Consider the following 14,220-nt stretch of genomic DNA (forward strand, 5'->3'; position numbering starts at 1 on the left):
ATGCCAGGTTGTCGTGGCCGTGGTTCGGCGGAATCGGGCCCCTCATGGGACTGGTTCCCCGGCACCGGGATGGCTCCGTCGCGCGGAAAGGCCTTCGAGGAGCAGCAGGACGACGCCGGCGGAAATCCAGGTGTCGGCCAGGTTGAAGGTGAACCAGCGAATGCCGCCGGTGTGCAGGTCGAGGAAGTCGGTGACGGCGCCGTCGATGAGCCGGTCGAGGAAGTTTCCAGCCGCCCCGCCGGCGATCGCGGCGAGCCCGAGACGTTCGAGCGTGCCCGTCGTAGCCAGCGCCCAGGCAATGACGAGGCAGGTGAGCGTACCCTGGAGGGCGAGGAGCAGCGCGAGGGAGGACGGATCGTGCGCCGCGAACAGGCTGAAGCTGATGCCCCGGTTGAACGACAGGCTCAGGTCGACGAAGGGCACGAAGCCCCGGGGCACGCCCTCGGTCAGCCACGCCTCGGCCACCGCCTTCGCGCCGAGGTCGATGGCCGTGGAGGCGAGGATGACCACGGCCACGGTCGCCATGCGGCCGGCCCAGCCTGACGAAGAGCTCATCAGGCCCTCAGAAGACGCAGCGCGTTGGCCGTCACCAGGACGGTCGCGCCGGTGTCGGCCAGGATGGCGGGCCAGAGGCCGGTGATGCCGGCGATGGTCGTCACCAGGAACACCGCCTTCAGGCCGAGCGCGATGGCGACGTTCTGGCGGATGTTGCCCAGGGTCGCCCGGGACAGCGAGACCAGCGCGGCCACGTCGCCGACGCGGTCGTTCAGCACCGCCGCGTCCGCCGTCTCCAGGGCCGCGTCGGTGCCGCCGCCCATCGCGATGCCGACGCTGGCGGCGGCCAAGGCCGGGGCGTCGTTGATGCCGTCGCCGACCATGGCGACCGGGCCCCTCTCCTTCAGGGCCGCGATCTCGGCGAGCTTGTCCTGGGGCAGGAGCTCGGCCTTCACGTCGAGGCCGAGCTCGGACGCGACCGCCCCGCCCGTGCGGCGGTTGTCGCCGGTCAGCATCACGCTGTGCACGCCGAGCTTCCGCAGGGCCGCGATGCCGGCGGCCGCGTCGGCGCGGGGCTCGTCCCGGACCGCGATGGCGCCCAGGGCCTCGGCGCCGCGGACGACGATGACCACCGTCTTGCCGCCGGCCTCCAGCTCCGCGACGGCGCGGTCCGCCTCGGGGCCGAGCCGCGCGCTCTCGGCGGCGTGGCGCGGGGAGGCGACGAGCACCGTCTGGCCCATCACCGTGGCCTGCACCGCCCTGCCGGGGATGGCGCGGGCGTCCCGCGTCGGCCGCAGCGGCACCCCGTCCGTGTTCGCCCGGTCGAGGATGGCCCGGGCGATGGGGTGGCTGCTTCCGCTCTCGACCGCGGCGGCCAACCCGAGAAGCGACCGCTCCGACGCGTCCGGGGCGAGGGCCAGGATGTCGGTGACCCGCGGCCGCCCCGCCGTCAGCGTCCCGGTCTTGTCGAACGCGACCGTGCGCACCCGCCCGATGACCTCCAGCGCGGCGCCCCCCTTCACGAGCAGCCCGCGCCGCGCTCCGGCGGCCAGCCCGGACGCGATGGCGGCCGGGGTCGAGAGCACCAGCGCGCAGGGGCAGGCGATCAGGAGGAGCGCCAGGCCCCGATAGACCCAGGTGCCCCAGTCGGCGCCGAGCAGCAGCGGCGGCACGATTGCGACCGCGGCGGCGAACGCGAAGGCGATGGGCGTGTAGACCGCGCTGAACCGGTCGATGAAGCGCGCCGTGGGCGACTTCGAGGCCTGCGCCTCCTCGACGAGGTGCAGGATGCGGGCGACCGTGTTGTCGGCCGCCGTCTTGGTGACCCGGACCTGCAGCGCGCCGTCGGCGTTGACGCTGCCCGCGAAGACCGGGTCGCCGACCTCCTTGGGCTTCGGGACCGACTCGCCGGTGATGGGGGACTCGTCGAGGCTCGACGCGCCGTCGGTGATCACGCCGTCGGCGGGCACGCGGTCGCCCGGCCTCACGACGACGACCTGCCCGATGGCCAGCGACGCCGCGGGCACCTCGCGGATGGCGCCGTCGGGCCCGTCGACGAGGCGGGCGGTCTTCGGCACCAGGGCGGCGAGCGCCTTGATCCCGGCGCGCGCCCGGCCCGCCGCCACGACCTCCAGCATCTCGCCGACCGTGAAGAGCAGCACGACGATGGCGGCCTCCTCGGCGGCGTGGATGGCGAGCGCCCCCGCGGTCGCGACCGACATCAGCATCTCGATGGAGAAGGGCGTGCCGGCGAACGCCGCCAGGACCGCCCGGCGGCCGTAATAGGCGAGCCCGACGAGCGCGCCCGGCCAGTAGGCGTACTCGCCCGCCAGGCCCGGCGCGATCCGCTCGACGAGGAAGCCGGCGGCGAACAGGGCGCCGATGAGGATGCCCAGCAGCGCCTTCCGGCTCCGCCAGAGCGGCGGCTCGGGCTCTTCCGCGCTCTCGGCGGGCGGGGCGCCGCCCGAGGCTTGCGCCCTGGCCAGGTCCGCGGCCGTGGGGAGCGGCGCGACGCCGTAGCCCAGGCGCTCGATGCGCCCCTCCAAGTCGGTCCTCGGCGTCGCGGCCTCGTCGAGCGCGAGGTCGAGGATTTGGCTGCCGTAGTTCACGCGCACGTCCGCGACGCCCGGCAGCCGGGAGACGGCGGTCTCGATCTTCCCGGCGCAGGTCGGGCAGTCCATGCCCCTGACCCTGTAGCGCAGGGCCTGCGCGCCGGGGGCGGACGGGGACAGGGTGTCCGCGGGGGCGGCCTGGTTCATGCTGCGCTCCGTTCGTCCGAGCCCTGGACCGGACCGGGACGGGTGCCTACATGCACCCTGTAGTCACTGCAGGGTCAAGCCGTGAGCAAAACCGCGTCCATGACCATCGGCAGGCTCGCGGAGGCAACGCAGACCCGCGTCGAGACGGTGCGGTGGTACGAGAAGGTCGGGTTGCTGCCCCCGCCGGCGCGGTCGAGCGGGAACTACCGGCTCTACGGGCCCGAGCACCTGCGCCGGCTGAGCTTCATCCGGCGGAGCCGCACCCTCGGGTTCACGGTGGAGCAGATCCGGGACTTGTTGGCGCTCTCCGACGACCGGGAGCGCTCGTGCACCGAGGTCGACATCATCGCCCGCGCCCACCTCGCCGACGTGGAGCGCAAGCTGGCCGACCTGGCCCGGCTCGCCGCGGAACTGCGCGAGGTCATCGGCCAGTGCGGCTGCGGGTCGGTCGCGGACTGCCGCATCATCGAGGCCCTCTCGCCGATGGTCGACCCCGCCTGAGGGACGTGCGGCTGGCTCCGCAGGCGACGCAAGGGGCATCAGCTCCCGTCTCTCGAACGGCCCTTGGCCGCGAACCCGCAGCACGCCACGGCGGGGGGGAGGGGGGGGCGACCGTGGCCATCGCCCGGACGGCGGCCCTGGCGCGACGGTGAGGGCCCGCATCCTCCGCTGCCAGCACAGCCGCGCCTTGTCTCATCACCTCACCTCGCCGACGATGATGCAATGTTCCACCGCGGCGCGCATCGAGATCCCGAACACAACGATCGTCCGGACAACTCACTCAAGCCTGAGCAGTGTATGAGCGAGCACGCAATGCGAGCGTCCGGGATGCCATATAACGGCCGAACATCGATGGAAGGCGCGCACGAACGAACCGGCGCCTGGTCTTCAATTGCGGAACTTCGGGAGGACGCCGCGAACCCCGACAGCGGATAGCTGCCGCGACATGGCGTGGATGATCGACGCGGGTCCGGCCGCGCTGTGGCGAGCTTCCAGCTTCACCTCAAGGCCGCGCAGCCCCACGGCCAACTCAAGTGCTTGCAGCGACCTCGTGATCTCCTCGAACCGCGCTCTCGCGTCGGACCAGCCTTGCGCGAAGCCGAACAGCTCGCGCAGGGCCGGCGCGATCTCCTTGAAGGCTGCCAGCGCCGCGACCAGGGCGTCGAGCGAGAGGCGGCCCTGGACGAAGCCACGCCGCCGGAAGCGTCAGCAGCGAGAGCAGCACGAGGCGCAGCTGGAAGCGCAGCGTCGCCCGCGGGACGTCGCGCTCAAGGCTCCGCCGCTCCGGGCTTCCGGCGCCGCGACGGCGCTGCCGTCCGCGCAGCCAGCGCCAGCCGAGGCGGAGCGCCAGCCTTCCCGTCCAGGCCGGCGCCACGACGAGAACGAGGACCGAGACGAGCTCAATCCACCCAGGGCCGTGGGGCTGATCCAGGCCGGTGACCCGGTGGATCAGGTCGTGGACGACGGGCGCGAACAAGGGGCTCCGAGGTGGGACGCTTCAACCGAGCCGGGTCGCCCGCAGGCGCAGGGCGTTGCCGATCACGCTGACCGAAGACAGCGCCATGGCGGCGGCGGCGATGACGGGCGAGAGCAGGATGCCGAGGAACGGGTAGAGGACGCCCGCCGCCATCGGCACGCCGGCCGCGTTGTAGACGAAGGCGAAGAACAGGTTCTGGCGGATGTTGCCCATCACCGCCTTCGACAGCCGCCGCGCCCGCACGATGCCGAGGAGGTCGCCCTTGAGCAGGGTCAGCCCAGCGCTCTCGATGGCCACGTCGGTGCCGGTGCCCATGGCGATGCCGACGTCGGCGGCGGCGAGCGCGGGAGCGTCGTTGACGCCGTCGCCGGCCATCGCCACGACCTGGCCGGCCGCCTTGTGCCGCTCGACCACGGCGGCCTTCTGGTCGGGCAGCACCTCCGCCTCGACCTCCTCGATCCCGAGGCGGCGCGCCACCGCCTCTGCGGTCGTCCGATTGTCGCCGGTCAGCATCACGACCCGGATGCCCTCGGCCCGGAGCGCGGCGAGCGCCTCGGGCGTCGTGACCTTGACAGGGTCGGCGATCGCGATGACGCCGGCCACGCGCCCGTCGACGGCCGCGAAGATCGCGGTCGCCCCATCTCGCCTCAGGTCGTCCGCCTCGGCCGCGTAAGTCGACACCTCCACCCCCTGCTCGCGCAGGAAGGCGGCGTTGCCGAGCGCCACCCGGCGCCCCTCGACGGTGCCGAGCGCGCCCTTGCCGGTCGGGCTGTCGAAATCCGCCACGGGAGCCAGGCCGATCCCGCGCTCCTCGGCCGCCTTCACGATGGCGAGGGCGAGCGGGTGCTCGCTCGCCCGCTCGACGCTCGCCGAGAGGCGCAGCACGCTGGCCTCGTCGAAGCCGGTCGCCGCCGCCACCCGCGTCACCGCTGGCTTGCCCTCGGTCAGCGTGCCGGTCTTGTCGACCACCAGCGTGGTGACCTTCTCCATGCGCTCCAGCGCCTCGGCGTTCTTGACGAGCACCCCGGCCCCGGCGCCGCGGCCAACGCCGACCATGATCGACATCGGCGTGGCGAGGCCGAGCGCGCAGGGGCAGGCGATGATGAGCACTGCGACAGCCGCCAGCAGCGCGAAGGTGAAGCGCGGCTCCGGCCCGAACGCCATCCAGGCGATGAAGGCCAGCGCCGCCACGCCGATGACCGCCGGCACGAACCAGCCGGCGACCTGGTCGGCGAGACGCTGGATAGGCGCGCGAGAGCGCTGGGCCTCGGCCACCATCTGGACGATGCGGGCCAGCATGGTGTCGCGCCCGACCTTGGTCGCCTCGATGACGAGGGCGCCGGACTGATTGAGGCTGCCGCCGATGACGGAGGTGCCGACCTCCTTGGTGACGGGCATCGATTCCCCGGTCACGAGGCTCTCGTCGACGGAGCTGCGGCCCTCCACGACGGCACCGTCGACCGGCACCTTTTCGCCGGGGCGGACGCGAAGGCGGTCGCCAACGCCGATGGCGTCAAGTTGCACCTCCTCGTCCGTCCCGTCGGGCCGGATGCGGCGGGCCGTCTTCGGCGCGAGGTCGAGCAGCGCGCGGAGCGCCCCGCCCGTGCTCTCGCGGGCCCGGAGCTCCAGGACCTGCCCGAGGAGCACCAGCACCGTGATGACCGCGGCCGCCTCGAAGTAGGCCGGCACCGCCCCGCCGTGACCGCGCAGCGCCTGCGGGAAGAGTCCGGGCGCAACGGTGGCGACGACGCTGTAGGCCCAGGCCACCCCGGTGCCCATCGCGATCAGGGTGAACATGTTGAGGTTGCGGCTGCGCACCGACGCCCAGGCGCGCACGAAGAACGGCCAGCCTCCCCAGAGCACGACCGGGGTCGCGAGGACGAACTGGACCCAGTTCGAATTCTGCTGGCCGAGGAGGTCGAGCAGGCCAGTCAGGTGGCCGCCCATCTCCAGCGCGAACACCGGCAGGGTCAGCGTGAGCCCGATCCAGAACCGCCGGGTCATGTCGACGAGTTCCTCGCTCGGACCCTTGTCGGCGCCGACCAGCACCGGCTCCAAGGCCATGCCGCAGATCGGACACGCCCCTGGGCCGAGCTGCCGGATCTCGGGGTGCATCGGGCAGGTGTAGATCGTGCCCTCGGGCACCGGGTCGGCCTTCTTCGCGGCCCGGCCGGGGTCGACGTAGCGGACCGGGTCGGCCTCGAACTTGGTCCGGCAGCCGTTCGAGCAGAAGTAGTAGGGGTGCCCGTCGTGCTCGGCCCGGTGCTTCGTCGCATGCGGGTCGACCATCATCCCGCAGACCGGGTCCTTCACGCGGAAGGCGCCGTCCTCGCTCTCCGTGACGCCGGCATGGTGGCCGTGGTCGTGGCCGTGTGCGTGCCCGTGCTCGGCATGGCCGTGGCCTCCTGGGGCAGGATCGTGTCCCTGTGGCGCGTCGCTCATGACCGCTCCTTCCGCATGGCCGAGCGGGCGCCGCCGGGCCGCAAGCGACCCGACGACAGCCGGCGGCTTACTGGTTGCCTTCCGTCTTGGCGTTCTTGTCGAGCCAGGCGACGAGCTCCTTGATGCTCTTCTCCTGCTCCTCGATTGTCTTTTCGGCGAGGCGCTTGCTCTCGGCGTTGTCGGCGCCCTTCAGCCCGGCGCGGGCCATGTCGATGGCGCCTTGGTGGTGCGGGATCATCGCGCAGATCCAGGCGACGTCGGGGTCGCCCGCCATCATCCCCTGCATCATCGGGCCGTTCATCGACATCATGGCCTGCTGGAGACCCTTCTGGGTCTCGGTCATCTGGCCGCCCATGCCCTGCATGGCCTGGGACATGTGCCCCTGCATGTCCTTCATCATGGCGTCCTTGCCGGCGGTGGCCGCCTTGCAGGCCTCCGGCAGCTTCACGGCGGACTGCATCGAGCCATGGTCGTGGTCGGCCGCGAGAGCCATCCCGGCGCCCGGGAGCGCCAGGGCCGCGGCGAGAATCAGGGTACGAACAAGCATGATTGCCTTCTCTCGTTGGGGGTGAGGAGCGGCCCGGTCGGCCGCCCCGGATCCATCAGGCGGCCATCTTCCGGCAGCTCTCGGCGCAGCGGCGGCACTGCTCGACGCATTGCTGCATGTCGCCGACCTGCTCGCAGCTGCGGGCGCAGTCCTCGCAGACGTCGGCGCACTCGGCGCAGGTATGCTTGTGGTGTGCGGTCCCCAACAGCATGAAGTGCGCCGAGGTCCGGCAGATTTCGGCGCAGGCGAGCATCAGCCGGAAGTGTTCGGGCTCGACGTGCTTGCCGCCGGCCGGGAGGCAGTGGTTCGAGGCCATGCTGAGGCAGGTCTGGTAGCAGCGTAGGCACTCGTCGATGCAGGACTGCATCTCGCTCGACATCTGGTGCATTCAGGTTCTCCGTCTATCCATCGCAAGGTTTGCGGCACGACTGGAATGCTGACTCAGTATCAGATAAGTCAGACCGTCATTACCCTAATATAGAACTCACGGGATACAGATGCGTTCTGAAATAAATACTCTGAAGCATCACGTATTCGGGAGGGCCGCCTGCGCGCGGACGCGACCGCTCAGTTGGTGCCGCGCTTCCTGAGGAAGGCCTCCATCTGGGCGATCTCAACGTCCTGAGCCTTGATGATCTCCTCAGCCAGCTTCCGGATCTCGGGGTCCTTGGAATGCTGGAGGGCGACCTTGGCCATCCCGACGGCGCCCTTGTGGTGGGGAATCATGCCGCGCACGAAATCGACGTCGACGTCGTTCGAGTAGCGGATGTCCATGTTCCGGTGCATCTCGGCATCGACGTCCCGGAACGCCTTCGTGGCCGGCGTGTCCGCTTTGTCCGCGGCAGCCATGGCGGCGTGGTCGTGACCGCCATGGCTGGCATGGTCGTGGGCCTCGTGCGCTAAGGCGATGCCCGAGAGGCCGAGGGCCAGGGCTCCGGCGGCGAGGGTCGAGGTCAGGGTCTTCATCGAGGAGGCTTCCTGGTGCGAGGGGTCAGTTGAACTTGCCGCTGGCGGTCGCGCCGTCGGGACCAGTGAGTTGCACGGCCCCCTTGGGGCTTTCGCCGAGGGCGACCGCGGCCCTGCCGGACAGGCGGTTGCCGTCGGCGGGCTCCAGGGGGACGCGGGTCGGCTTGCCGCCGACGACGAGGATGGCCGTGCCCTTGAAGCCGGAGGTCGGGACCAGCTTCTGGCCCTCGTCCAACAGGAACACGTCGACGGTCTCGCCTTTGGTGACGAGCTCGACGTGGAACTTGCCCGCGTCCGCCACCCGGCCGCCGTGCTGGCCGGTGGTCTCGTGGGCGTAGGCGGCGGTCGCGGCGAGCAGGCCGGCGGCCAGGGTCACTCTCGAAAGGATCATGGGGAACTCCTCGGTTGCGGGGTCAGTAGGCCTCGGCCGGCCGCGGGGGCGCGCCGTCCGGGGATGGGTAGGCCGGCGCCTCGGCGTGCAGCGCACGCAGCCGCTCAAGCGGCCTGCGGCCGAAGCGCAGGAACAGGACGGGGGTCAGGAAGGTGTCGAGCAACGTCGCGCTGATCAGGCCGCCGAAGATCGTCACCGCGACCGGGTGCAGGATCTCCTTGCCCGGGCTCGCCGCGTCGTAGAGCAGCGGCAACAGCGCCACGCCGGCCGAGAGCGCCGTCATCAGCACCGGGGTCAGCCGTTCCAGACTGCCGCGCACGACGAGTTCGGGCCCGAACGGCACGCCCTCGTGCAGCGACAGGTTCAGGTAGTGGCTGATCTTGAGGATGCCGTTGCGGGCCGCGATGCCGGTCAGCGTGATGAAGCCGATCATCGACGCGACCGAGAGCGGCTGCCCGACCAGCCACAGGGCCGCCACCGAGCCGATCAGGGCGAGCGGCACGTTGCCCATGATGATGAGCGCCAGCGCGGCCGAGCGGTAGCGGCTGTAGAGGATGGCGAAGACCAGCGCCAAGGACAGGCCGGAGAGCGCCGCGATGGTCCGGCTCGCCTCCTCCTGCGCCTGGAAGGTGCCCTCCAGGCTGGTGAAGAAGCCGGGCGGCATCGGCTCCTGGGCCACCGCCTCGCGGATCGCCGCCACGATCGTGGCCATGTCGCTCTCGGCCGTGGTGTTGGCCTGGACCACGATGCGGCGGCGGGCGTTCTCGCGCAGGATCTGGTTCGGCCCGTCCGTCTCGCGGATGTCCGCGACCTGGCGCGCCGGCACCCAGCCCGAGGGCGTCTCCAGCAGCAGGTCACCGAGGCCAGCCGTCGTCCGCCGGTTCTCCGACAGGCGCAGCACCACGTCGAAGCGGCGCACGCCGTCGACGACCGTCGAGACCACCCGCCCGTTCGAGAGGCGGCTGATCTGCTCGACGACCGCGGCGGGCTGGACCCCGTAGAGGGCCGCCCGGGTGTAGTCGACGCGCACCTCCAGCTGCGGGATGCGGACCTGCCGCTCGACCTGCAGGTCGGCGAGCCCCGGGATCTTGGCGAGGCGGTCCCTCAGGCCGTTCGCCACCCGGCGCAGGGCGTCGAGGTCGTCGCCGAACACCTTGAGCGCGATCTCAGCGCGGACGCCCGAGAGCATGTGGTCGAGCCGGTGCGAGATCGGCTGGCCGACGTTGACCGCCACCGGCAGGGCACCGAGGCGCCCGCGGATGTCGGCGACGAGCGCCTGCTTCGGACGCTTCAGCCCATCGTCCAGGGCGACGTCGATCTCGGAGGAATGCACCCCCTCGGCGTGTTCGTCGAGCTCGGCCCGGCCGGTCCGGCGGCCGACCGCCTTCACGCCCGGAATCTCCAGGAGCAGTTTTTCCGCGATCAGCCCGACCCGGTTGCTCTCGGCGAGCGAGATGCCCGGGTTGAAGGTCATGCTGACCGTGAACGAGCCCTCGTTGAACGGCGGCAGGAAGGCGCGCGGCAAGTTCCAGGCGGCGATGCCGGCGGCGGCCACCGCGGCCGCGACGGTGCCGACCAGCAGGCCCTTATGCCGGAAAGCCACCCGCAGCAGGGCGGCGTTGCCGCGCTTGAGCAGCTTCAGCAAGCGGCTGTCGTGCTCCTCCAGGTTCCGGAGCCCCGGCAGCAGCCAGGACGCCAGCACGGGCGTCAGGGTGATGGAGGTGAGCAGGCTCGCCAGGATGGAGATGATGTAGGCCTGCCCCAGGGGCGCGAAGAGCCGGCCCTCGATGCCTGAGAGCGCGAACAGCGGCACGAAGACCAGGATGATGATCAGCGTCGCGTAGACGATGCCGGAGCGGACCTCGTTCGAGGCCGAGACCACCACCTCGAAGGTGCTCCTAGGGTTGCCCGCCTTCCGATTCTCGCCGAGCCGTCGGTAGATGTTCTCGACGTCCACGACGGCGTCGTCGACGAGCTCGCCGATGGCGATGGCGAGCCCCCCGAGCGTCATCGTGTTGATGGACAGGCCGAACAGGTGGAACACCAGAGCGGTCGTCAGCACCGAAACCGGGATGGCCAGCAGCGAGATCGCGGTGGTGCGCACGTTCAAGAGGAAGGCGAACAGCACCAGGGCCACCACCAGCACGGCCTCGACGAGGACGCGCTCGACGTTGCGGATCGAAGTCTCGATGAAGTCGGCCTGCCGGAACAAGACCTGGTCGGCCTTGATGCCGCCGGGCAGGGTCGGGTTGAGTTCCTTCAGGGCGGTCTCGATGCTGCGGGTCAGCCGCACCGTGTCGACGTCGGGCTGCTTCTCGACCGAGACGATGACCGCGGGCTTGGCCATGTAGCCGGCATCGCCCCGCTTCACCTTCGCGGCGAAGGACACCTCGGCGAGTTGGCGCAGGTAGACCGGGGCGTCGGCGACCGTGGCGACCACGAGGTTGCGCAGGTCGTCGAGGCTCATGGTCCGGCCGATGTTCCGGATCAGGTACTCGCGGGCGTTCTGGTCGGTGAAGCCGCCGCCGGCGTTGGTGCCGAACTGCGCGAGCGCCGTCTCCAGCTGGGCGTTCGTCACCCCGAGCGCGCGCATCGCCGCCGGGTTTGGGCTGACCCGGAACTGGCGCACCTCGCCCCCGATAGGGATGACCTGCGCCACGCCCGGGATGGTCAGCAGCCGGGGCCGGATGGTGAAGTCGGCGACCTCGCGCACCTGCATCGGGGTCGCGGTCTCGCCCGTCACCGCCACCAGCAGGATCTGGCCCATGATGGACGAGATCGGCCCCATGACCGGGGTCACGCCGCGGGGCAGCTGGTCCTGCACCAGCGACAGCCGCTCGGCAACCTGCTGGCGATTGCGGTAGATGTCGGTGCCCCAGTCGAACTCGACGTAGGTGATCGAGAGCCCGACCCCCGAGACCGAGCGCACGCGGGTGACACCCGGCAACCCGTTCATCCGGGTCTCGATGGGATAGGTGACGAGCTGCTCGACCTCCTGAGGCGCGTACCCTTCCGCCTCGGTCATGACGGTGACGGTGGGCTTGTTGAGGTCCGGGAAGACGTCGACCGGCAGCTTGGTGGCGGTGAAGGCGCCGTACAGCACCAGCACCGCGGCGAGCGCGAGGACGAGCAGGCGGTTGCGGACCGACTGGCTGACGAGGACGGTGAACATGGCCGGCCTCCTCAGCGGACCTGGTCGAGGAGCTCGGCGCCCTGGGTCACCACCCGCTTGCCGGGTCCGATCCCCTCGGCCACCAGCAGGCGGGCGCCGTCGAGCGGCTCGACCCGCACGGGCCGCGCCTCGAAGCGCTCGGCGGTGGTGTGCTCGTAGACGACGTCCTGCCCGTTGCCGGTGCGCACCACGGCCGAGCGCGGCAGCGCCAGGCCGGCCTGCTCGGTCTCGGTCCCGGCCAGCACCGTGACGAACTGCCCGACGCGCAGGCCGGCGGCGTCGCCGAGGACCGCGAACTGCACCGGGATAGCCTGGTTGCGGTCGGCGAGCCCCGTGCCCTGGTAGGCGAGCTTGAGGGTCCGGCCATCCGCGAGCCGGGCGGTGGCGTTCTGCGCCGCGGTCAGCGCGTCGAAGCTGAGGGCCTCGACCCAGAGGCGGTTCGGGTCGACGATCTGGAACACCATCGCGCCGGGCGCGGCCATCTGCCCGGCCACGGCCGCGGCCTGCGCCACCACGCCGTCGACGGGCGCCACCAAGGTTTCGGGCTGCTGCCGGATCTTGTCGAGGGCGGCGCGGCGGTCGTGCAGGCCGTTCAGCTCCGCGACCGCGTCGTCGAGCTGGGTCTGGGCCACGGCGCCGGTGGTGGCGAGTTTTTTATAGCGCTCGACCCGGCGCTCGACGATGGCGACCTGCTGGTCGAGCTCGCCCTGCCGCTGGCGCATGTCGGAGACGTCGACGGCCTGGACCGGCGGCGTCACGGTCGCGAGCACGTCGCCCCTGCGCACCTTGGTGCCGAGGCGTGGGAAGAGGCCGGAGGGCGGTGGCGCGAGCCGGCCACCGACCGAGGACTGCACCACGCCGCTGGCGTTCGGGTCCGGGATGATGCGGCCCGGCAGCTCGACCGAGCGGTGGAAGCTGCCCTGCTCGGTCATGGTCGTTCGCAGGACGAGGAGCCGTTGCGTGGGCTTGGGCACGAACACGGAGCCGTCGGGCAGGCGCTGGGCGAGGTCAGCCGAGCCGGGGGCCCGCGCCTCGATCAGGGCGGCCCCCCGCATCGGCTCGCCGTGGTCCTCGTCGCCGTGCGCGAAGGCGGCGGTGCCGAGGATGAGGGTGATGCCGATGGCGAGCAGCGCCAGGGCGGGGGCGCCTCGGCGCCCGCGAACGACCGCGGTGACGAGCATGCCGAGCAGGAACGCGACGGCGACCGCCGCCACCAGCGTCGGGTCCTTGGCCGTCAGGCGCTCCCGGAGGCCGTGGGCGAACTCGGAGGCGCGTCCAAAGGCCGCTTGCGTCGGCGTCGGCTTGGCGGCCGCTGCGGCTGCCTGCGCGGCGGGATCGGGCACGGTGACCGCCACGGTCAACACGTCGACCGCATCCCCGGCCGTGACGGTCGCCACGAGCTCGTGCCGGCCGGGCTTCGCCAGCCAGGGCACCGGCAGCGCGTAGCCGCCCTCGGGCGTGGCCGCGGCGATCTTGGCCCCCTCCGGCGTCTCGACCTCGATGGTCGCGCCGGGCACCGGCTCGTTCGTCCGGAAGCGGTCGAGGAACAGCGTCAGGGTGCCGTCGCGCGGGATGGCGACGAGCTCGAAGGCGTCGGACAGCGCCTCGCCGCGCGGCGCGATGGTCTTGGTGACGGGCGGCGGCGCGGCGCCGTGGTCATGCCCTCGTGGGCGAGCGCGGGCCCCGCCAGGACGGCGGCAAGCAGCGCCACCGCCCCGGGGGCGGCGGCAAGACGGGTCGACATGAATGGGTATCCTCGCGTCGGGAAGTCCGGATGCACGCCGCGATGGCGGACGCAGTCCGGGCGTTGCGCGCCTCAGGCGCGCCTCACGTCACGCGAGGGTTCGTGGCGGCTTGGGCAGGGCCTCGGGGCCGACGCCCGGGCGGCCAGCGACGTCGTGCGGGATCAGCTTGGCAGTGCGGACCACGGGAAGTGACAGGGCCCCCGTGCCGGACATGATGCCCGACGCGCAACAGACCATGGTCCCGCAGCAGGAGCCCCTGCAGCCGGCCGGACAGCACCTACCGCCGGCGTCATTCGCTCGCAGCGAGGCCACCGGCTCGACGGCCGGCGCCTGAAGATCGACAGCGGTCCGGGGCCTCGCCGACGTCTTTACGACGCGCGAAGGGGCAGCGGAAACCGTGGTCTCAGCGATGGAGGGCGCCGCCTGGACATATGCCGCCGCGGCTTGGTGGCGGCCATGGTGCGCGTGGCCCTCGTGGGCCTGGACGGCGGACGGCGCGACGTAGGCGATGATCGCGAGGATCATCGCCGCCATCAGGCGCACGATTTGCCGGTCGGGGCTCATGAGGGCTGCTTACACCGTTTCCAGTGGCGGGACTATGTCGTCAGGGACGTGAATGCCGGCGTGCAGGTTTGGTTGCCGCGGCGGCGTTTCAAGGTGCCGCGGGCAACGGCTCGGCCGGGTAGCCGGCGGCCGTGATGGCCTGGGCGATGCGGTCGGCGAGGCC

The 14,220-nt window shown here is 71.6% G+C and carries 10 protein-coding genes and 1 pseudogene; 1 reads left to right on the forward strand and 10 read right to left on the reverse strand.

Annotation, left to right across the window (positions count from 1 at the left end; all coding sequences use genetic code 11):
• Window positions 1–42 precede the first annotated feature (42 nt).
• Together lspA and MMB17_RS09600 are read right to left on the reverse strand one after the other, a co-directional pair.
• Complete coding sequence (lspA, locus tag MMB17_RS09595) at window positions 43–555, reverse strand: signal peptidase II (RefSeq protein WP_009864915.1); 513 nt, start codon at window positions 553–555, stop codon at window positions 43–45.
• Window positions 555–2,753, reverse strand: a complete 2,199-nt coding sequence (locus MMB17_RS09600) for a heavy metal translocating P-type ATPase (protein ID WP_012752941.1) — start codon at window positions 2,751–2,753, stop codon at window positions 555–557. The genes lspA and MMB17_RS09600 overlap by 1 nt, the downstream gene beginning before the upstream one ends.
• A 99-nt stretch (window positions 2,754–2,852) precedes the next feature.
• Here MMB17_RS09600 and MMB17_RS09605 point away from each other — a divergent pair, with 99 nt between their 5' ends.
• The gene (locus tag MMB17_RS09605; protein ID WP_012752942.1) at window positions 2,853–3,254 is read left to right on the forward strand and encodes a MerR family transcriptional regulator; all 402 of its coding nucleotides are present in this window, start codon (window positions 2,853–2,855) and stop codon (window positions 3,252–3,254) included.
• A gap of 997 nt (window positions 3,255–4,251) precedes the next feature.
• Here MMB17_RS09605 and MMB17_RS09610 read toward each other — a convergent pair.
• From MMB17_RS09610 to MMB17_RS09645, 8 genes and pseudogenes are all read right to left on the reverse strand, one after another.
• The gene (locus MMB17_RS09610; protein WP_012752944.1) at window positions 4,252–6,672 is read right to left on the reverse strand and encodes a heavy metal translocating P-type ATPase; all 2,421 of its coding nucleotides are present in this window, start codon (window positions 6,670–6,672) and stop codon (window positions 4,252–4,254) included.
• Between the two features lie 67 nt (window positions 6,673–6,739).
• Window positions 6,740–7,219: a DUF305 domain-containing protein gene (locus tag MMB17_RS09615; RefSeq protein ID WP_009865581.1), complete on the reverse strand. Its 480-nt coding sequence runs from the start codon at window positions 7,217–7,219 to the stop codon at window positions 6,740–6,742.
• Window positions 7,220–7,274: 55 nt separating this feature from the next.
• Window positions 7,275–7,607, reverse strand: a complete 333-nt coding sequence (locus MMB17_RS09620) for a four-helix bundle copper-binding protein (protein WP_009865580.1) — start codon at window positions 7,605–7,607, stop codon at window positions 7,275–7,277.
• A gap of 179 nt (window positions 7,608–7,786) precedes the next feature.
• Window positions 7,787–8,185: a CopM family metallochaperone gene (copM, locus tag MMB17_RS09625; RefSeq protein ID WP_012752945.1), complete on the reverse strand. Its 399-nt coding sequence runs from the start codon at window positions 8,183–8,185 to the stop codon at window positions 7,787–7,789.
• Window positions 8,186–8,210: 25 nt separating this feature from the next.
• Window positions 8,211–8,576, reverse strand: coding sequence for a hypothetical protein (locus MMB17_RS09630; RefSeq protein ID WP_241101810.1), 366 nt, complete (start codon window positions 8,574–8,576; stop codon window positions 8,211–8,213).
• Between the two features lie 22 nt (window positions 8,577–8,598).
• Window positions 8,599–11,748 (reverse strand): efflux RND transporter permease subunit, encoded by a 3,150-nt coding sequence (locus tag MMB17_RS09635; protein WP_012752947.1) that lies wholly within the window; start codon window positions 11,746–11,748, stop codon window positions 8,599–8,601.
• Window positions 11,749–11,759: 11 nt separating this feature from the next.
• A pseudogene (locus MMB17_RS09640) lies at window positions 11,760–13,492 on the reverse strand (efflux RND transporter periplasmic adaptor subunit).
• Window positions 13,493–13,580: 88 nt separating this feature from the next.
• On the reverse strand, window positions 13,581–14,057 hold the full coding sequence (locus MMB17_RS09645) for a hypothetical protein (protein WP_012752950.1): 477 nt from the start codon (window positions 14,055–14,057) through the stop codon (window positions 13,581–13,583).
• Window positions 14,058–14,220 lie beyond the last annotated feature (163 nt).

Source organism: Methylobacterium organophilum (genome assembly GCF_022533465.1).
Classification (GTDB): Bacteria; Pseudomonadota; Alphaproteobacteria; order Rhizobiales; family Beijerinckiaceae; genus Methylobacterium; species Methylobacterium organophilum.

Excerpts from the sequence above, each read along its gene's own strand:
- lspA (WP_009864915.1), bottom strand. The coding sequence starts at position 555 with ATGAGCTCTTCGTCAGGCTGGGCCGGCCGCATGGCGACCGTGGCCGTG.
- MMB17_RS09600 (WP_012752941.1), bottom strand. The coding sequence starts at position 2,753 with ATGAACCAGGCCGCCCCCGCGGACACCCTGTCCCCGTCCGCCCCCGGC.
- MMB17_RS09605 (WP_012752942.1), top strand. The coding sequence starts at position 2,853 with ATGACCATCGGCAGGCTCGCGGAGGCAACGCAGACCCGCGTCGAGACG.
- MMB17_RS09610 (WP_012752944.1), bottom strand. The coding sequence starts at position 6,672 with ATGAGCGACGCGCCACAGGGACACGATCCTGCCCCAGGAGGCCACGGC.
- MMB17_RS09615 (WP_009865581.1), bottom strand. The coding sequence starts at position 7,219 with ATGCTTGTTCGTACCCTGATTCTCGCCGCGGCCCTGGCGCTCCCGGGC.
- MMB17_RS09620 (WP_009865580.1), bottom strand. The coding sequence starts at position 7,607 with ATGCACCAGATGTCGAGCGAGATGCAGTCCTGCATCGACGAGTGCCTA.
- copM (WP_012752945.1), bottom strand. The coding sequence starts at position 8,185 with ATGAAGACCCTGACCTCGACCCTCGCCGCCGGAGCCCTGGCCCTCGGC.
- MMB17_RS09630 (WP_241101810.1), bottom strand. The coding sequence starts at position 8,576 with ATGATCCTTTCGAGAGTGACCCTGGCCGCCGGCCTGCTCGCCGCGACC.
- MMB17_RS09635 (WP_012752947.1), bottom strand. The coding sequence starts at position 11,748 with ATGTTCACCGTCCTCGTCAGCCAGTCGGTCCGCAACCGCCTGCTCGTC.
- MMB17_RS09645 (WP_012752950.1), bottom strand. The coding sequence starts at position 14,057 with ATGAGCCCCGACCGGCAAATCGTGCGCCTGATGGCGGCGATGATCCTC.